At 35.4% G+C, this 20,537-nt stretch carries 18 protein-coding genes; 1 reads left to right on the forward strand and 17 read right to left on the reverse strand.

Going from position 1 to position 20,537, the window contains the following annotated elements; all coding sequences use genetic code 11:
- Positions 1 to 21: 21 nt before the first annotated feature.
- The 17 genes from BK577_RS00935 to BK577_RS01015 all read right to left on the reverse strand — a co-directional run bounded on the left by BK577_RS00935 (position 22) and on the right by BK577_RS01015 (position 19,435).
- Positions 22 to 348, reverse strand: coding sequence for an ArsR/SmtB family transcription factor (locus BK577_RS00935; protein ID WP_078431202.1), 327 nt, complete (start codon positions 346 to 348; stop codon positions 22 to 24).
- 120 nt (positions 349 to 468) lie between these two features.
- Positions 469 to 2,712, reverse strand: coding sequence for an AAA domain-containing protein (locus tag BK577_RS00940; RefSeq protein ID WP_078431203.1), 2,244 nt, complete (start codon positions 2,710 to 2,712; stop codon positions 469 to 471).
- A gap of 140 nt (positions 2,713 to 2,852) precedes the next feature.
- Positions 2,853 to 3,221, reverse strand: coding sequence for a rhodanese-like domain-containing protein (locus BK577_RS00945; protein WP_078431204.1), 369 nt, complete (start codon positions 3,219 to 3,221; stop codon positions 2,853 to 2,855).
- A gap of 138 nt (positions 3,222 to 3,359) precedes the next feature.
- Complete coding sequence (locus BK577_RS00950) at positions 3,360 to 4,151, reverse strand: HAD family hydrolase (RefSeq protein WP_078431205.1); 792 nt, start codon at positions 4,149 to 4,151, stop codon at positions 3,360 to 3,362.
- A 283-nt stretch (positions 4,152 to 4,434) separates the two neighbouring features.
- Positions 4,435 to 4,959: a 2-oxo-4-hydroxy-4-carboxy-5-ureidoimidazoline decarboxylase gene (gene uraD / locus BK577_RS00955; RefSeq protein ID WP_078431206.1), complete on the reverse strand. Its 525-nt coding sequence runs from the start codon at positions 4,957 to 4,959 to the stop codon at positions 4,435 to 4,437.
- Between the two features lie 22 nt (positions 4,960 to 4,981).
- Entirely contained in the window at positions 4,982 to 5,470 is a 489-nt protein-coding gene (locus BK577_RS00960) for a (2Fe-2S)-binding protein (protein ID WP_078433412.1), read from the reverse strand.
- Between the two features lie 22 nt (positions 5,471 to 5,492).
- Positions 5,493 to 7,778: a xanthine dehydrogenase subunit D gene (pucD, locus tag BK577_RS00965; protein ID WP_078431207.1), complete on the reverse strand. Its 2,286-nt coding sequence runs from the start codon at positions 7,776 to 7,778 to the stop codon at positions 5,493 to 5,495.
- A complete protein-coding gene (locus BK577_RS00970) occupies positions 7,765 to 8,652 on the reverse strand; it encodes an FAD binding domain-containing protein (protein ID WP_078431208.1) in 888 nt (295 codons plus the stop codon). Before BK577_RS00970 ends, pucD begins: the two co-directional genes overlap by 14 nt.
- Entirely contained in the window at positions 8,649 to 9,275 is a 627-nt protein-coding gene (locus tag BK577_RS00975; protein ID WP_051475513.1) for a nucleotidyltransferase family protein, read from the reverse strand. Before BK577_RS00975 ends, BK577_RS00970 begins: the two co-directional genes overlap by 4 nt.
- On the reverse strand, positions 9,262 to 10,272 hold the full coding sequence (locus BK577_RS00980; RefSeq protein WP_078431209.1) for an XdhC family protein: 1,011 nt from the start codon (positions 10,270 to 10,272) through the stop codon (positions 9,262 to 9,264). Before BK577_RS00980 ends, BK577_RS00975 begins: the two co-directional genes overlap by 14 nt.
- Before the next feature lie 282 nt (positions 10,273 to 10,554).
- A complete protein-coding gene (locus BK577_RS00985; RefSeq protein WP_078431210.1) occupies positions 10,555 to 11,379 on the reverse strand; it encodes a Cof-type HAD-IIB family hydrolase in 825 nt (274 codons plus the stop codon).
- Between the two features lie 149 nt (positions 11,380 to 11,528).
- Positions 11,529 to 12,470, reverse strand: coding sequence for a VanW family protein (locus tag BK577_RS00990; RefSeq protein ID WP_139367245.1), 942 nt, complete (start codon positions 12,468 to 12,470; stop codon positions 11,529 to 11,531).
- Positions 12,471 to 12,839: 369 nt separating this feature from the next.
- The gene (locus BK577_RS00995) at positions 12,840 to 13,913 is read right to left on the reverse strand and encodes a branched-chain amino acid aminotransferase (protein WP_078433414.1); all 1,074 of its coding nucleotides are present in this window, start codon (positions 13,911 to 13,913) and stop codon (positions 12,840 to 12,842) included.
- Between the two features lie 306 nt (positions 13,914 to 14,219).
- Positions 14,220 to 16,274, reverse strand: coding sequence for a choice-of-anchor I family protein (locus BK577_RS01000; RefSeq protein ID WP_078431211.1), 2,055 nt, complete (start codon positions 16,272 to 16,274; stop codon positions 14,220 to 14,222).
- A gap of 595 nt (positions 16,275 to 16,869) precedes the next feature.
- Entirely contained in the window at positions 16,870 to 17,298 is a 429-nt protein-coding gene (locus BK577_RS01005; protein WP_078431212.1) for a cell wall hydrolase, read from the reverse strand.
- A 131-nt stretch (positions 17,299 to 17,429) separates the two neighbouring features.
- Entirely contained in the window at positions 17,430 to 17,750 is a 321-nt protein-coding gene (locus tag BK577_RS01010) for a MerR family transcriptional regulator (RefSeq protein WP_026560788.1), read from the reverse strand.
- Between the two features lie 503 nt (positions 17,751 to 18,253).
- Positions 18,254 to 19,435 (reverse strand): MFS transporter, encoded by a 1,182-nt coding sequence (locus BK577_RS01015; protein ID WP_078431213.1) that lies wholly within the window; start codon positions 19,433 to 19,435, stop codon positions 18,254 to 18,256.
- Positions 19,436 to 19,609: 174 nt separating this feature from the next.
- Here BK577_RS01015 and BK577_RS01020 point away from each other — a divergent pair, with 174 nt between their 5' ends.
- Complete coding sequence (locus BK577_RS01020; protein ID WP_078431214.1) at positions 19,610 to 20,452, forward strand: deoxyribonuclease IV; 843 nt, start codon at positions 19,610 to 19,612, stop codon at positions 20,450 to 20,452.
- The last annotated feature ends 85 nt before the right edge of the window (positions 20,453 to 20,537 follow it).

Raw genomic sequence — 20,537 nt, forward strand, 5'->3', positions numbered from 1 at the left:
TCTCTCAACTCCAATGAGTGCTTAATGATGTTGCGCATGGTGAATGGTTTGCTGCAGGACATTCATGACATGATTATCATCAGGAGAATAAAATAGTGTTGTCCCTTCTCGTCTATATTTAACCAATCTCAGGTTTTTCAAAAACCTTAATTGATGAGAAACTGTTGATTGAAGAAGAGAAAGCTTCTCAGCAATATCATTTACTGAATGCTCGTTTTGAGACAATAAGTGAAGAATTCTAATTCTCGTTGGATCTCCTAAAGCTTTAAACGTTTGTGAAACAATAAATAGTGTTTCCTCATCAAGTTGATCTTGATCCTTTTGTTCATGATTTACTGATTCATCCATTACATTCACCTCTTGCTTTTATTATATATTCAAATATGTGTATATGTTCATATTATATAACTAAATGATAAAAAAAGAATTGGCTGCTGTCAAGCACACCAATTCTTTTTAAGAGAATGATTATTCAATTAATTGTTCATGAACGTATTTTGCCAGCTTTATAGAGGAAACACGAACAGCTACATAGGGAGGTTTGCTATTTTCTGATAGTTCATATGGCATTCCCAGCCACAGATATTTCTGATCAATGATGATAAATGGAAATGGTACGTTTCTTTTGATCAATCTGTCATATTTAACTCCTGATACAGAATGACTTGCAACTATAGAGAATGTGACAGTTGACTTTCTTTCGTCACACATTGTCCTCCATTCCACAGGCAGAACTTTCTCCATTGGAATTCCAATCATAATTGAACTTTTTGCTTGTTGTATATCTTTCTTAAAGGGTTCTAATTTCTTTGCATGTAACCATGTTACCCGTGAATGTTGATTTTTAATCCAAGTGCCAATCTGATGTGGAGAAACCTCTTGTTTCCTTGCTATTTGATGGTCTACAAGCTTGCGAATAATTTTGCCGCTATAGACCTTTGATTGAACAAAATGCTTATCTGCAAGATGAATAAACTTACCTCTTGTTCGTGTCATGGCTACATTAACTAACCTTTCACTATTCTTTCCAATTAATAGCATACCCGGACGTTCTTGCGGAAAGCTATCCACGGTATCAAACACCATAACGTCACGTTCACTTCCTTGAAATTTATGAACGGTCGCCGATATAATATCTGCTTCAATCAATTCTTCGGAATATATTTCGTTTAACAATTCCTCCATCAATACTGCTTGAGCTCGATAAGGGGTAACAAAACCAATTGACCTTGACCCTGAAATATATGCTTCATGAATGACTTGGAAGGATAATAATAAATGCCATAAATTATATCTGGAATTAGAAGTTTTTTCGCTTAAACAGTGCATTCCAGTATAACTACTATCTAATAAAACAGATGCAGAATTAGCAAATGGTTTACGCTCAACAATCTCATGTCTTGCTGTTCTCACACTTTCATGGTCACCTACAAGAGAATTGTACACGTATTTATTTGTAAACGAAGAGATATCAGGATGCATTCTTCTCTGCTCTTTTAAAAGAAACAGATGAGGGTGCAGAGGTTGGCTATAATTTCTGTCTAACCATTCAACTACACCAGCTTTATGAAAGATATCCTCTCTTAACCATTCATCAACAAGTGGATGTTTGGCTGATGCAATCGGTGGTAATTGTTTAAAGTCTCCACAAATAATGATTCGTTTCCCTAACGAAGCGGCAAATGCAATTTGTGGAACATAAGCCATACTAGCTTCATCGACCATAACCACATCAAAGTTTTTTTCATATATAGTAGGATCGGTGGCTGCTTTAGCCAATGTTGTTCCTACAATATCAGCATCATGAACAAGTTCTATTTCCTTATGGCGGATTTTTTCTGAAACATTTGATAATTTACGTTCAATTTCCAGAAGTTGCTCTGAGTCTCTTCGACTGTAAGATTCCGCTAAGGATACTTTCATTAACCTTCTATCTTCATATAGTTCTGCTCTTTCGTTTGCTAAATCGGGGTGTCTTTTTTGGATTAGTTCATTTGTTGTTAAGTTGGTATCTGTATGTATCATCGATTGTGATCCATAGCGTACAAGATCACCTTCTCTGTATAAACCTTTATTATGGATAAAGCGTGTTATCTCCATCATAAGAACATCAACAGCTTGATTACTTTGCGATAAAACTAATACCGAATCTTTTTTGTTGTATTTATTTGCAGCAACCCGGCTTAGTGTATATGTTTTTCCTGTACCTGGTGGACCCCAAACAAAAGTTACTGGGTTATATTTACTCCTTAACACAAGTTCGTGAACAGGTGATTTAATTTTAGCAATCGGATGCTTTGCTTCATTAGAAGGATTCATTAACCTTTTTACTCTTGCACGTTTCCTCTTACTTTCCTTTATCTCATCAAGCCGATCATGAAGCTGATCTAATAACTCCCAAGGATCATGAAGCAAGTATAAATCAAAAAGTTGATGACCTAATGATTGTTCCAAAGAAAGAATAACACTTTTGCCTTCTGATGATAAAATCCTGCCATTTACAATCAACTTACCAGACTCTACCTTTATCGAGGAGCCAACTGGTACCTTTAGAGGCATAAGTGATTCAAAATAATACGTAAAGCCATCCTTATATGACATTAGTTGCCCATTTTTTAGGGCGAATTTTGTACTTCCATACTTTTTGAGGTGCATAATTTCTGCTCGCAATGCTTTTTGCCATAACTTTATGTAAAGATTTGTAGATTTCATACGTTTATTTCCTCACAAGATTTAGCTTATCTCTAACTCGTTTGTTTATATCGAACCATACTATAACATGTTACATATTAAAAAGCCATGTAAACGAAAAAAAGTGGAAACTTAATAGCTCCCACTCACTTAAAACTTTTTTATAAAACCATATTTTTTGAATGACTTGAACATGTGCATTCTGCTAGACTGTATCCTGTCACATCGAAGCCGTTTTTTCGTAAAAAACGAACACCTATATTTTTTTCAAGTTGGCTTCCTGCTATTACATGGACCTTTTTTGACGGAATTTCATGATAATATCGCTTTAAATAAGGTATTGGTATCACAATAGCACCTGATATAGTCATTGTTGATAAATTATTATAATCGCGCACATCAACAATTTGACTTGCTTGATCATGGTGCTTGACGTCAACACATGGAACATTTTTGATCCATCTGCTCCTCTGTACGATAAAGTAACAAATGATTAAAAAAAGTGCTAATCCCCCAATTAATAATAACAATTACTTTCCCCCTTTTTGCCGGCCATGTTGGATCACAATCTTACTATAAATGGATTAGTTTGTATAAATCAAGAAATTAGATTTAATGGGAACTTCATTCATTAGAAGCAAAAAAATCTCATATCATCTCAAAGTAATTTATTTTTTATTTAATTCATTTAGAATCGGGTAAAGTTCTTCCAGATGACTGATTTCATAGTCAGGTTTTACTTCATTTCTTTCTTTATCATGACGATTTATCCAAACTGATTTCATCCCTATTCTTGATGCTCCGAGGATATCAGTCATTAGATTATCTCCTACCATTAAGGCTTCATCTTTGGAAAGATTCATTTTTTCTAATGCGTGCTCAAAAATAGTCGGATCTGGTTTCCCTCTCCCAAATGCTCCGGAAATAATAATTTGTTCAAAGTAGGGTACAAGTTCCGGAGTAATCTCTAATTTTGTATTTTGCAAATCCGGTGATCCATTTGTTAATAATAACAAACGGTAATTTTCTTTTAGTTTATCTAATACTGAGAACGATTCCTCATACACAAATGGGCTTTTTCGTCTTTGAGCCGGAAATTCCTCAGCTAACTTTTGCCCAAATTCAGGATCATTAATTCCACATGCTTTTAACCCTCTAGTCCAAGCGTCTTTTCGATATGTTGGAACGATTTCACTCATTTTTTTAAAATTTTCTTCATCGTCAAGGAAATTTCCCCAAAGACCTTCAAATGGGTTAATTCCAATCATTTGGGTAAATGAATAGGTTTCATATGAGGAATATAGCTCGCGGGCTTCTTTTCTAACAGCTTCCTCTAGTTCGACTGGATCAATTCCGTATTGTTGCTTTGCTACTTCACATGTTGCAACAAATGCTTCTTTTACGCTTTTTTGATCCCAAAGTAGCGTATCATCTAAATCAAAGAAAATGGCTTTAATCAATTTTATTCCCCCAATAATATCTTTACCTTATTTAAAAACTCTTACTATTCAAACAATAGCTTACATAGATTTAAACAAGTTGTAAATAGATTAAAGAAAATCCATGTTAAAAAATACAGTGTCTTTACTATATATCTATTAGGAAAAAACGACTTACTGCCGATATGGCGGTAGTCGATGGCTTTTCTTATACTTTAATCCTTTAGTATAGTTAAACTTCTTAAAGTAAGTAAAAAAACCGTTCAGAAGCTGAACGGTCAAATTTTTCTTATTCATTTACTTTTTACATTGACTGTCGATCCAAATGGTAATTTTCTTCATTTTGGATTGTTTCTCTTAATCGATAAAAATAAATCCGTAAAAGCTCGTCAAGAGAGTTTAGTATTTCCTCAGTTTCTGATTGTTTTACTCTTTTTTTTAAGGCATCATAAATGGATTGTTTATTGTGCCCTCGAACTGAAATGACAAAAGGAAATCCAAATTTCTTTTCATATTTATTATTTAACAAAACAAACTTTTTGTATTCGCGTGAAGAGAGCGATTGAAGCCCTGCTAACTTTCTATCAGCCTTTTGTGAACTTCCATGTGTTATCATGTCAACAAAACCTGGAAAAGCTTGCAACAACAAAAGTTTATGTTCAATTGGAGATTTTTTCACCAGCTTTTTTACAGCGAGATGAAGAAATTGATAGCTTGGAAATGGACGTAGTTCTGCTACTTGTTCAACAATCTTTTCATCAAAAATCCAGCAAAACATTAAAACGAAATCCTTTTTTGAAAGTTCATTTACTATTTGTATTGTTATCACAAGTCCCCACTCTCCCCTTCTATTATATTGTGTTCTTTTTTACCATCTTCACTTTATAATTTTTAATAGCGCGAAGAATGCCTGTGTATCCCGTGCATCTGCACAAATTTCCTGATAAATGCTCCAATACCTCTTCATCAGTTGGATCAGGGTTATTTTCCAGCAAATCGGAGAGTGCTACAATCATTCCGGGAGTACAATATCCGCATTGTAGACCTCCTTCTTCAAGGAATGCCTGCTGAATGGGGTGTAAACTGTTTTTGGAAATAGATTCAATTGTCTCCACTTTGGCATTTTGAAGCTGATAAGCCATCACTAAGCAAGAGTTTACAACCTGACCATTGATCAATACAGAACAAGCACCACATCGACCTATCTCACATGACATTTTAGTGCCGGTTAAATTCAGATCTTTCCTTAGGATATCAACTAATCGATAAGTAGGAGGTACGAGTAAATCCACTTTTTCACCATTTAATTCGAAGGTTACTTCTCTTTTAGTTTCATCCATTCTATTTCTTAATTCAACATTCTCAGCCACTTAAAGCACCTCCTGCTTTGCAGGGTAATAATTCCTCCAAAGCATTCAATATTTCTTCGGAAGAAACTGGAAGTTTTTTCACCCTTATCCCACAAGCTTGATGAATCGCTGCTGTTATAGCAGGTGCAATTGCGACCGTTCCAATTTCACCGACACCTCTAGGACCAAACACATCTCCTTCCATTAAAGATTCATCAACCATTACGGTCGTTTCGTTTGGAATGTCCTTAATCGTTGGTATTAAATAAGAATCGAAGTTTTCTGTATGATAGCGTCCATTTTCCATAACTGAGTCTTCAAATAAAGTAAACCCTAAACCCATGACAGCTCCACCTTCAATTTGTCCCAAATAACCAAGAGGATTGACTACAGGTCCGGCTGCAACGGCATGATCCATTTTTATCACTTTTACTTGTCCTGTTAACAAATCAACTTCAACCGCAGCTGCTACTGCGGCAAAGCTATATAAATAATGTCCTCCAATTACAGGATCTGGTGTTGTCGGAAAATGAAAATGTGTTTGAAACGTAATAAGGGATGGGTCTGTAAAGTTTGCAAGCTCGCGATAACTTAACACAAAATGATTTCGTTTTCCCTTTCTCCATACTCCATTCTCACCTAAATAGAGAAGTTTCCTTGTAGTATTCGTATAGTCGGCAACCAGGTCTAATACTTTATCTATAAATGGTTTCTTTAATTTCTGAATTCCGTTCCATATCATATTAGTTGATCGAGAAGCTGTGGATGAGCCTGACGAAGGAACAAGATCAGTATCTCCAATCACAATTTTTATATCTTCTTTACTACAATTCAGTGCTTCCATTAACATGATCTCTATCGAAGCGATTAAGCCTTGACCAAACTCTTCAAATCCAAATGCAATTTCGATTTGTCCATCCTTTGTTAATGAAAGCCTTGCGCCTGAAGGATCAGGTCTTCCGTATCCAAGGCCCCCTCCGTGCATCGTGATAGCTACTCCTTTTCCTGTTAGTTTATTAGGCTGTTGCTTCGGCTGATCCATCAATACAGATGATGTCTTTATCATCGTAAGCACTGATTTTGCTCCATCATTTTTAACAATTCGTTGACCTAATGGACCGGGTTCATCTGCTTTGCGGAGGTTCTTCTCACGGAATTGTATCGAATCAATTTTCAGTAACTCTGCTAACCTTTCAATCTGTGTCTCTAAAGCGAAGGTCACTTGATTTCCTCCAAATCCACGATACTCACCCGCAACTCCATTATTTGTAAAAACAGATACACCTTCAACATCAATATATGGAATCATATATGGACCTGCAGCATGCTCAACCGCAAAGTCTAAAACCGCTGGTCCAAGGGTAGCATAGGCTCCAGTATCCGCTGTAATCCTGACATAATGACCAACAAGCTTACCATCCTTATTTGCACCAGTAATCATCTTAATTTTCATTGGATGACGTTTAATACCTGCTCTAACCGATTCACTTCGTTTATTATGCAGTTTGACAGGCTGCTTTGTTTTTAAAGCAAGTAAAGCTGCATATGGTTGAATATTCAGTTCATCTTTACCTCCAAACGAGCCACCAATCGGACTTGAAACGACACGTATTTTACATTCTGGTATGGATAAAATTCTCGCTAACTGCATTCGATCTTTGAACCCATGTTGGGTTGCTGCATAAACCGTCACTTTCCCATCTTCTTCAGGGACGACTACTCCTCCCTCTGTTTCCATATAGGCGTGCATTTGCCTAGGGGTTTCATAGGTGTCTTCTACAACATACGGACAATTCTTTAGCTCTATTAAAACTTGTTCACTATTTTTATAGCTTGCCCGATGAAGAATGTTTCCTGACGGATGTAACGATATACAGGAACTACTTAGTGATTTTTCAGGACTATCCATTACTTCAAGCGGTTCATATTCTACATGGATTAGAGAGATAGCTTGTTCTGCGATCTCTTCACTTATTGCCGCAACTGCTGCAACTGCATCACCAACATAACGGACTACATCCTCACAAAGCACAGGCTGATCCGGAAAAATTAGACCAAATCGATTCATACCCGGAACATCTTTATACGTTATTACTGCTTTTACACCCTCTAATTTCTCTGCTTCTTCCGTAACAATAGATTTTATTTTCGCGTGTGGATAAGTGCTTCTAAGGACCTTACCATATAACATGTTCGGGAAGGTATAGTCAGTTAAATATTTTAAGGAACCAGTTACCTTGTCATATCCATCTGGTCTAACTCTCCATTTTTCCCGATAATTATCTCTATTTAGCTCCATCTTTTCCCTCCTCATCTAAGATGTTGGCTAATTCTGTCATAAGGATGTTTGCTGCAACTTTTTTTCGGTACGCTTCAGACACAAACGGATCTGAATATGATTGGAATTCATGCAATATCGTTTTATAGAAAATCTCTTTATTCGTTATTCCCTCTTGTAGAAGCAGCTCTACGTTTTTAAGCCTGATAGGTCGATGATTTCCTCCACCAACTGCAATTCGGACAAATTGAAGCTTACCATCGTTGTTTTGTTGCCATTGACCACTTATTGTAAGGATAGAAGGGATAAATGCCTCTCTTCTACCAACCTTTCGATAAAAATGCTTTGTATCTTTAGGAGAAATAGGAATCATAATCTCTAGCAAAATAAATGGTGATTGTTTTTCATTAGCTAACCATTCCCATAGAGTCATAACATGAATTTCGTCTTTTACTGCCAGTTTTACCTCTGTGTTTAAAGCTAAAAGTGCCGGTATCGTATCACCTACAAAGCTTGCAATATTTCCTCCTACCGTCGCTCTGTTGCGAACGGCAGGGGCAGCAATGTTTCGGCAAGCCATTACGAGTAATGGTACATGTTCGACCAATACTGGATGTGTTATGCACTCTGCAATAGTTGTCAAAGCTCCTATTATTATTTTTGTAGACTCACCCAAGTCTTGGTAAGAAATCCCCTTTAGATCTTGAAGTAACGAAAGATTTATTAACGTTTTTGGAATAGGGCTCCCAGACTCCCAATGCACTTGAAGTAATGTTCCCCCTGCAACAAATACATCTAAGGGCTCTTTCTTTTGAGTAAATGCTTCTTCGAGAAATAATGGATGCTTCACAATCATGTCGGATTTTAATGTCGCAGCTTCTTGTTCATGACTCAAATGATCACCCCGTTAAAAAGACTTTTGGAATATTCATACTGTTCTTTTGTATCAATATCTATTAATTTTGAAGGATCTACATGTATTTTTACTCCCTTTAATATTCCTCTTTTTAATAGACTTCTTGCCCCTTGATCACCAGTAGTTGACAAAAGAAATGGAAATGCTTTTTTTTGAAATAATATAGGAGGTTTCGTATGTTCACCATCAAACGCTGCCACAAAATCCTTCTCCTTGTTTGATTGATGGATGAGGTGGTTAATCATATGTGAGGTAATAAAGGGTTGATCAGCTAAAAAAATGACAACAGAATCTGCTCCAATTTGTATAGCTCTTTGAATACCAGCTTGAAGAGAATAGGATTGACCTAAGTGTGCCTGTAAACTTATGATATTTTCCCAATGTACAGTGTTTGTTAGTAACATTTCGACTGACCTTAACCATGATGTTTGAAGATCTTTTGTAACAATTAGTAAAGAATTGATTTTTGATTGAGCGATTTCTTTTAATGCCATTGCTCCAAGTGGGACACCGGCAAATGGCAATGATAATTTACAGGTCCCCATTCTTGAGCTATGACCAGCTGCTAAATAGATACCGACTATATGTTCATACGAGGACACTGGCATCCCTCCTCTTTTTAGTCAGTTGAATTAGTTCTGCCATTATACTGATGGCAATTTCATGAGGTCCTTCGGCACCAATATCTAATCCAACAGGAAAGTGAACCCAACCGGGAGGATTTACCCCATTAAATAATCTGCGTGCCCGATCTTTTGATCCTAATATTCCCAAATAACGAATTCGTGTTTTAATTAATAACCTAATTAACTCAACATCTTTTTGAAAATGATGGGTCATTACCACAATCGAATCAACGTCTGAAAAAGTAAATGTACTCACAAATTCACCTGGGGTAACGACAGAAGTTTTTGAAAAGGGAAAATTGTCTTTATGACAAAGTCCTGCTCTCCAATCTGCAACAATTACTTGATAGCCTGATAAAGAGGCAAGGTTAGCAAGTGGTCTAGCATCTGTTCCAGCACCATAAATAAAGAGCCTCGGCCTTGCAGGTATTGTCTGTTTAAAGAAAATGCCTCTTTCTGAAAACGATAGTTTATTTAATGTTAAATCATTTATATTTGGAATATCTCCATTCCATTGGCCAAAATACTCTGAGGCTGCTGTAAAAAAGAGATAGCCTGTTACAAAACCTTCCGGCGTCATCCTCTTTACGCATGTGACAGTTTGACCATTATCAATATAGTCTTTTACCTTTTTCAAGTGGGTAGATAATTGAGATGATATTGTCTCAATTAATACGGTGATTTTACCGTTACATCCAATCCCCTGGCCCCATGAAAGGTCATCTTCCGCCGATAAATCATACGTCACAATAGTTGAAGCTTGTGCTTCAATTAAATCTTTAGATCTTGCATGAAGGTCTTCTTCCAGACAACCACCACTTAATAAGCCAGTTTGTTCTCCATTTTCATCTATTAGCATCATGGAGCCACCTTTTTTATATGCAGAACCTTCAACATTTACAATTGTGGCAAGCACCTTCTTGACTTTTGTTTGTGAGATCGTCTCAAGTATTTCATAAACATCTGAACGCATCCTTTCCCACCTTTTCACATATCGGCAATTCTGTTATTGACCGATACGTTTTAATTCCATAGAAATGTCACAGACTGAGTATTTAGCATTTCTATTGGCGAAATGTTACAAAATATAACAACCTTACACTTTTCTTGTAAATTATTCCTACAATATATTAAATAAGATTATACACTTGAAGAGCATTGAACGTTATAAATGTGTTAGTTTTTCTAACATAGTTTTATCAAACAAAGAAAAAAGACCAACAGATTGACTGTTAGTCTTTGATATTCCAGTAATTTATGCTTCTATATGATATGATACTAAAATAAATTCTTCCACTACTTTTGCAACACCATCATTCATGTTCGATTCTGTTACAAAATTAGCTATTTCTTTGATGTCATCAGGAGCATTCCCCATTGCTACTCCTAGACCCGCAAACTCAATCATTGATAAGTCATTGTAACTATCGCCAATGGCAATTATTTCCTCACGCTTGATTCCACAAGCCTGTATTAATTGATCTAAGCTTGTCCCTTTTGTAACACCTTTTTCCGTAAACTCTAAAAAATAAGGCTTGGACCGCATGATACTAAATTCATCTGCAAGTTCTGTTTGTAACTTTCTTTCAACTTCCTTTAATTGTTCAGGGGGTCCAACCATTAAGCTTTTTACCACAGGTTCATTCACAGCATTCACAAAATTAGGAACAATCTTTATTGGTAAGCCTGTTAAATTTGCTTCTATGTCAGTGTAAGGATTTTCATCTTGGGTAATAATTTCGTCCCCCAAATACGTGTGAATAAAAACACCCTCTCTGACACTTACTTCATATAACTTATGGATAGCTTCAGGACTTAGAGTACTGCTAAACATTTCTTCCTCGGTTGAGCAGTTTATTATTTTCCCACCATTAAATGAAAGAATGAAGCTTCCATAATGATCCAAATTTAATTCTTGAGCAATATGTCTCATCCCAAATGTAGGACGTCCTGAAGCCAGGACAACTTTCACTCCAAGCTCTTGCGCTTTCATCAACGCATCTTTTGTTCGAACGGAAATGGAATGATCATCACGAAGTAAGGTATCATCTAAATCTAATACAATCATTTTATATGACATTTTATTCGTTCCTTTCTATCAAGCAATCTTCTACTATCATACTATAAAAAGTCCTTTAATAGGAGTGTGATGAAAAGGAGGATTATCTATATTTACAAAAAATAAAAAAACTGGCGGCACCAGTTTTTTTATTCAACAACATTTTTTCCTTATACCTTTGCAGCATTTTGTTTTGATGCTAAAATTTGAACCTCAATTGAACCGGATTGTTTATCTACGATTGTTTTGATCATCACAGGGTAATCTTTGTTATTCATAAATTTAAAGTCCGGACCTCCCCAGGATACAGTTGCATCTTTACCAGCCGGAACATATCCTACAGATCTTGAATGAGAGTGAAGTTCAATAATTTCCAATCCTGCCTCTGCGACAGCATTATATAAGGTAGAAGAAGTTTGGCATATTCCTCCACCAATTCCTTCAACAAATTCTTTATTGACTATTTCCTTTGCTTTTTGATAACCTCTCGCAGTTGTTCGTTCACCAACAACCAAATTAAAATAAAAGCGATCCCCAGGTCCAAGTACAATTTGGTTAATTTCATTTGCCGACAAGAAAATATTTTGAGATCGTCCGGTCACACTAGAATCAAACGAAGTTTTATAGCTTCCGATGACTACTTCATTTACCCCTTTAACAGTTTCCGCTGTTACATTAGGTTCCGCGACTTCTAATGGCAGATCTAACGTTTTATCCAACGGCCTGACATTCAGAAGCATACCAACTAATTTACTTTCATCCAAAATCACACGGCTCTTGCCTTCTGTTAATTGACCATTGCCGGTGTATTTTGCAGGGACCATCGCCTGATCCAGGCTGTTTGCTAATTCATCTGCAATTTGGGCAATTTCTTTTTTATACTCATCTTGATTCTCATGAACAGTTGGAATAAAGGAATATAGGATATCTTTTGTCTTAGGATGTAATAAATTTACTGCATACTCTGCTTTTTTTTCAGATAATTGTGACAGATGTGTGGTCATTTGACTGACTGGTAATGGCCCTTCTTCTTGACTACCGTTTGCCACATTCGAACTACAGCCTGCCATCATCAATAAGAGAATCATTGTCGATACACACTTTTTTCTCATAGTACTCCCACATTTCCCTATAAATTTTCTAAAACTATAACAATATTATAAAAACATAATATTTTTTACAATCATTACAATTATATTTCATATTTTATCAAAATATCCTTCTTTATTGTTAAAAATTCCCTTGAAGAGTGAAATTTTTTTCTTTATAAGGCTCAATATTAAATATATATGTAAGACGAGTAAACGAATCAAAATGTTTCAAATTTATTACAATTTTTCTAAAAGATTTATATGTTTTTTGAATTAGAGAATTTATGTATCACAGGATATGATTTGGGTGAAGGAGTATGATTGAGAAATGAACTTACAGAGATAAAGAGGCAGTAAAAAGACCGCCTTAAATGTGCGGTCTTTTCAAAATCAGTTTACGTCTACTACCCAATTAAATGGATCCTGCATTGTTCCTCTTTGAATACCTGATAAAGTATCATATAGTTTTTTAGATAGTTCGCCGGTTAAACCATCGTTAATCACCATTTTTTGTTCATTATATAGGAACTCACCAACTGGAGAGATAACTGCTGCTGTTCCAGTACCGAACACTTCCTCAAGTTCACCTTTTTTATAGGTTTCATAAACTTCTTCCATAGATATTTTTCGTTCTGACACTGGAATATCCCAAGATTTTAATAACTCAATGATTGAATTTCTTGTTACACCTTCTAAAATACTACCATTTAACTCAGGTGTAACAACCTCACCATTAATTTTGAAGAAAATATTCATACTTCCTACTTCTTCGATATATTTCTTCTCCACCCCATCCAACCATAATACCTGTGAGTAACCTTTTTTCGCTGCTTCTTCCTGAGCTTTTAAACTCGAAGCGTAGTTTGCGCCGGTTTTCGCCTTACCTGTACCGCCATCAACTGCACGCACATAATGATTTTCAACAAAGATTTTTACTGGATGGATTCCTTCCTTATAATATGAACCTACTGGAGAAAGAATGATCATAAAACGATAAAAATTAGATGGTGCGACACCTAAAAAATATTCTGTCGGAATAATAAATGGGCGAATATATAATGAAGTTCCTTCCGCTGTAGGGATCCATTCTTTTTCAATCGAAACTAATTGTTTTAAAGCTTCAATGACAAATTCACCATCAATTTGTGGAATACACAGGCGTTCGTTCGATAAATTCAATCTGTGCATATTTTTTTCCGGTCTAAATAGCAATACTTTATCATCTTGTGTACGATAAGCCTTTAATCCTTCAAAAACAGTTTGCCCATAATGAAAAACCATTGATGCAGGACTTAACGAAATAGGTTCATATGGAACGATTCTCGCATCATGCCATCCTTTAGTTGGGCTATAATCCATTACAAACATATGATCTGTAAATACACGTCCAAATTCTAATTGATCTGATTGTGGTTTTTCCTTCTTTGTTTCGCTTAATGTTACATCGATCTTAGTTTTCGTCATCATGTCTTAACTCTCCCACTCAAATAATTTATCTTCATCAACACTTCTGAGCATATTAAGTTATGTTCATTCAAGTTTCTATATTTCTCTATTTTATATCTTTCGTAAGGTAATTAACAACTCTTTTTCGACAAAAGATTCAAAATAATCAATAAAAATATTATATTAGACCAATTTTAACGTTATTTTTGAATATCAAAATACTAAATATACGAATATTTCCATTTAAAATCTAACTTAGACCAAATATTCTCCATCGTATATAAAATAGAGCAGGAGTTTACCCCGCTCTCACATTATATCTTTCTATTCTTTTACCATAAATCTTTTCTTTACTACCAGCCCTATACCAACAATTACACTTACGATTCCCAGTAAAAGAATAGTAAAGTTATTCGTAGCTGTATTTGGTAAGAAATAACCGTTTTCACTTTCTGATTTTTCTGTTTCATCTAATGCTTTTGTGACTTTTTGTTGTTCTGAAAATACCTGATCATTTTGTCTAACTTCTTCTTTATCTTCTGTTGCTCCTTGCTCCTGATGATCATTGTTGTCAATCTTTTCACCATCACTATGCTCTAATGGGTCCTCATCAGTTGTTGGTTGTTGGTTTTCATCGGGAACTTCGGTTTCAGGTTGCTCTTCATCAACCGGTTCATTCGGATTCTCACTTTCCTCTTCTTTAACTTCAATCCCAATTTGATAAGCAGCAATTGTTCCGGAAACTTCATGTGCTGCTAAAAGAATATTTTGACCAGTAGGACTTTCATCTGCCGGAATAAAAGTTAAACCTTCCGGTGCTGTATCGCCATTAGCAACAGTTACCTTTTCCTCGCCATTAAAGATCCGTGAGGAGAAGTATCTATTAAATTCCGGTTTTTCAGGGTTGTCTATATCGTAAACCATGATTCCACCAACACGCTCTAAGCCAATGAAAGCGTAATTCTTACCTTGAACATGGCCAATTGTTACTGTCTCCGGCTCCGGCCCTTTATCATCACTGCGGGAGTCAAAATTATTTTCATCATTATTAGAATTAAAGTTATCTTCACCATATACTTGCTTTGTGATTTCCTCAAAATCAGAACCACTATCATATGTTAAATCTAATGAATTAGCATTCCATATGGAAAATGACCTGGCTCCATACCCATAAATCGCTTCATATTTGCCATTATCATTCTTTGGTGCTGATATTGTTGTATTCAGTCTTCCTACTTGTTCTTCAGTAAACAGTCCATTTTCTATAAGCTGATTCAATTGTTCTTGATTATATCCCTCATATAAATCAGCATTTAATTCATAGGATTCTTTCAGATCCGCTACTCTTTCTTCCTCTGAAAAGCCATCATAATCCTGTGCATCACCTTCATTAGCAGATAATATGTATGTTTGCCCATTCACTTTGTATGATGCCATTCCATCAGGTTGGTACATTGATAAAACAGGCCAGTTAGTGATGTTAATCTCATTGTCCTCGTTTGAAGCATCTAACTTATTTTTCCCTATAGAAAAATCCTTATATCCAAGGCTTTTTACTCGGACAAATCTTTTTGCTTGAAGATCCAGTTTCGCCATCGCATTATTTTCTTGCAGTGCAACAAAAGCATATTTGCTTTCTTCATCTACAACAATGTATTCAGGTTCAAGATCTTGAGCATATGTAGAGGTTTCTGAAACCTTCCTAACTCCTTGTTCTATTACATTCTCTTCAAATTGAATAGTTGTGACAACATCATTTGTTATTCCTTCTACACCATTTGAAACATCAATCATACTAACTGAGCCCTCTGGATTGATTTGATAATCATTACTCGGCTCTCCTTCATTGGCAACAAGCACAAAGGAACCATCCGGTGTAAATGTCAGCATATCAGGTAATGCTCCAACTGTTACATGTGATAGATAGTCACCTTCTGTTGACAAAAATACGACAAACCCGGGATCAGCTTTATTTGCAGCAGGTGCCGAAACAGCAATATACTTACCTTTCGGATGAATTGCTACACTTGTTACATCAGAAGCAGCTACACCTAAATCTTTTAAATTGATCTGTTTTAGACGAGGGATTTCTTGAGAGTCTTTAAGAACATTTAAATCAATAATATCTACTGCCTTTGCTGAACCATTTACTGAAAAAGCATGTTTGGAAATTGAATCATACGCAACAATCTCTGTTCCTCCCTCACTAATTCCCGCTTCACTGAAGTATCTCCCAAGCAATTGAACATGGACACCTTGTCCATTTTCTCCATCAAATTTCACTACATGGTTAGCAGCCGATGTTTGAACAGGAGAAAGAAGCAGTACACATGAAGCAGCAGCAAAAATGATTTTGCTCATAAAATGCTGAAAATTCAACCTAGCAACCTCCCAAATTTTATTTTAATATGAAAATCTTACTAGGTTATGGTAAAGATTGATTAAGAGTTTTGTAATATTTTTGTTAATTTTATATAAATTTGTCGTTAAATGTTAAATACGAATGCAAATTATGTTGATCTGCCTTTATGTTTATCATAACTGAATATTATACGGAAATAACTAGGGTTACTTTATATTATCTTTAAGTATTTTAAGTTGTCTTCCTGTAATGGACACTCGATGAACAAATGTAAAACCGTTAATATCCGTTTCGGAAATTAACGTGAATTTTTTGTCTCTTTTTGTTTTGAATTCAGTTAGACTATACAAAAATTTACAATTTTCTACCTTTTTCGTACACTGATAAGGAATTATCTAAACTCATTTTATCATTTCATTCAGATACATCTAGTTTTGTCGAAATAAAGCTCGTCAATCTTGAAATAATGAAAAATCAGGCGAGAACATATGTTAAGGGACATGTGATAATGGGGCAAGCAGTCAGGGGTGCATTATAGAATAGATGAATGAACACACAAAAGAAGGAAAACGATCAGTAGGATTAGGAATGTCGTTTTCCTTTTTAACACCATCAAAATGTATTATAAATATTTTCACATTCTTCTGCAGTAGGTTCATAAAAACAATGAAGTTTGAATCTCCCCACCAGGGGCTGATTGTACCATTGTGGAGGGCAATCACCCTGAGGACGAAAATACCATAGGCTAAATTTTGCCGGCCAAAACCTTTCTCCGTTTACGACTCTTCGAGCAAGTCTTTTTTCACTCTCTCTTGCCCTCTGAAAAAAATAACCTTTGGTTGTGGCTTCAAAAGCATGTGGTTGAAAAATCATATTCCGAATTGTACGTAATCCCTTAAAATCCGAACAGTTGGAACGAATCCGATTTATTCCTACATTTCCAACTAAAAGCATACCTTGAATTCCTTCTCCTTCAGCTTCCGCACGAAGCAACCTAGCTAATAAGGCAATATCTGCTTCGTTCGTTTTTACAACGGCCATGCATTCACCTCATTTCAATCCTCTTTTTATCATATTTTATAGAAAGCTAGGCACATGACTATTTATATACATATCTCCATATAAAAAAAATGCGATGTTTTCGCATTCTTTTCTTCTATATTTTTTATCATTTACTTAAACCCGCTTCTCTGGAAGTGAGAGTTTAATTGTCCTCTAATCATTTTTTTCTTTAATTCAGCATCTGTTTCCTTTTTTCTATAATCTCTCCGTATTTCATCTGTTTGAACACCCTCTTCAACCTTTTCTGCAATGTCCATTAGTTTTTCAATATCTGAAAAAGAATATTTACGGAAACCAGTTGAAGTACGCTCAGGAAAAATTAGTTTTCTTTCTTCATAGTAGCGGATTCTTCTCTCAGATAATCCTGTCATTTCACATACTGTTCCCATTGACATTACTTTTTTATCACGGTAAGACATACTTTTCTCCATATGAATCCCCTCTTATGAATGATAAATTTTCGTTCAGTTAATCTCTTTTTTACTTTAGCAACAGTAACCGTTTTCTAACAAGAATTATTTATGTAATTTTTGGTTTATTTATAATATTCCGTCTCTTTTGTTCTGAGAAATACTTTACTTCTTAATTTTTACGTAAGAATAGTTAACACGCAAAAATGTCCATAATAATGAAGAGACATCCTTTTTAGATGCCTCTTTTTCTTATTTATCATAAGGCCACCAGAAAACTTACTACTCACTCTGGTTCCCCTATCTCGAAACTGCTATTAATAAGTTCTATTGCTTGTTCAGGAGTAATCTTAAACTCATCCGCTACTTTTTTAATCATATTTTCTCTTATCTCCCTAATTGTCATTCAGAACACAACCCTTTCTCTTTGATCTGTTACTATCATATTATCAGAAAATTCATATACCAAAAGTTATTTGTAAGATTATCTGACATTGTTTTTTCGAGTAGTATGACAGAATATCTTACAACTCTTTTCTATCATTGTTGATAAGAACTATATATAATATGATTGACACGAAAACAGAAAAAGCTGAAACCAAATAAATCGTATGATATCCGAATAAATGACCTATCTGTCCAAATAATAAAGCACCCATTCCAACACCTAGATCAAAGGAAGAGAAGAAGGTTGCATTTGCCATACCTCTTCTATGTTTCGGTGCATTCTCAATTGACCATGCCTGTAGAGCTGGCTGTACAGATCCAAAGCCTATTCCATATAAAACAGCAGCAATTAACAGAACGGTTGTATTTAATAACCATGCCAATAAAATCATAGCAGCAACAATGAGAATAGTTCCAGGTATAAAAATTGCACGATGTCCTTTTACATCATATATTTTTCCCGCAAACGTTCTGGATGCCATCAAAGCCAAGGCAAAAACAAGGAAATACCATTGTATACCTGAGATTCCTTTTTGAGCTGTATATAACGGTAAGAATGAAGCAATGCCCCCAAAGGTTACTGTAATGAAAAAAAGCAACAGGGACGGTTTGAGTGCAGTTTTTTCATAAATATCCCATTTTTCTTTTTTACCTACTTGTTGGGTTTTCTCTATTGTTTTATAGCGTATTCTTGATGAAAGGAGAAACGCTATTAACCCTAGGATTGCACAAATCATAAATAATTGTGTATAAGATAAAACCCCAGCTAAGGAAAGTCCCAATGATGGTCCAAAGGCTAGTGCGATGTTTCCTGATAAGCCATAGTATCCCATTCCTTCTCCACGTCTCTTTGAAGGGATTATATCACTCGCAATTGTTCCAGATGCCGTTGTAGAAAAACCCCAACCAATACCTTGAATAAATCTCATAAAAAATAAAAATCCTATCGCCGGCAGAAAGCCAAAGGACCCAACGGATACAACAAAAATTAGAATACCAGTTAAATACACAATTTTTCTGCCTCTTGTTTCAAGTGCATGCCCTGCATAGGATCTTACTAATAAGGCTGAAAAAGTGAAAATACTAACAACAATCCCAATTAGTTGGTCATTTCCCCCTAACTCTTCTACATAAAGCGGAATCGTTGGCAAGGTCATTTGAAAACCAAGGAAAATAAAAAAGTTTGATATACAAATTAATATAAAGTCACGTGTCCAAATCTTTTCTTTATGTAATGCATTTGATTGCTGAGAATCCAAAAAAGCCCTCCTCTTCCAATGTAATAAGCTATTATTTAATAAGGTTAATATTTATAAGACTAAATAACAAATGATATGTTTTACAATATATACTCAACTGCAAGAATAAAGTGTTTTATTTTATAAATAATAAAAAGATGACAAGCAACTAAAGTGACGGTTAGGGTGAGATAAATGAAATTTGGTTGTCATGTGAGTATTAAAAATGGATATTTTGCCGCTGCTAAGCATGCATATACCATAGGTGCTAAAGCATTTCAGTACTTTCCAAAAAATCCAAGGAGCTTGTCAGTGAAAGTGTTTAATTTAGAAGATGCAAATCAATGCTCCGGATTTTGTAATGAACATGATCTTGTATCCATAGCACATACACCTTACCCAACTTCTCTTACTCCATCATTAGAGAAAAAGGAACTAACGATTGCATCATTGTTAAATGATTTAGAGATTGCTGAAAGTTGCGGATCTATCGGAGTAGTTGTCCATTTCGGGCACCTTCTCGATGCAGATCATCCACTGACAAGCTATCAGTTAATGATTGAGATGTTAAATCTTGTTTTATCGCAATGGAATGGAAAATGCAAGTTATTAATTGAAAATAATGCCGGAACATCAGGAGCACTGGGGACAACATTGGAAGAGCTTGTTCAAATTAGGAGCCTAATAGATAATCCCGAAAAAGTCGGATTTTGTCTCGATACTTGTCATGCTTTTGCAAGTGGTCTATGGAGCGGGCAACAAAATGAGGAATTTTGGCAAAAAGCAATTGAACTAGGTTACCTTGAATATCTGGAAGCTATACATTTAAATAATTCCAAATACCCGCTTGGATCTCGTAAAGATAGACATGCGAATATTTTTGGTAATGGATTCATAGAGAGTGATGAATTTATTAAATTGTTTCAGTTAGATCTATTATCAGAAATTCCTTTTGTTCTTGAAACACCATCAAATGAAGGTGTAACACACATGGAAGAAATAAACCAGCTCTACCAATTTGTTAAGAACTACCGGTAGAGCCTCATCCTTATCTAATCAACAAAAAATCCATCCGAGAAACCTCTACATTTCATAAACCAGCATGTTACGACAAAGAACTACC

Source organism: Metabacillus halosaccharovorans (assembly GCF_002019635.1).
Classification (GTDB): domain Bacteria; phylum Bacillota; class Bacilli; order Bacillales; family Bacillaceae; genus Metabacillus; species Metabacillus halosaccharovorans.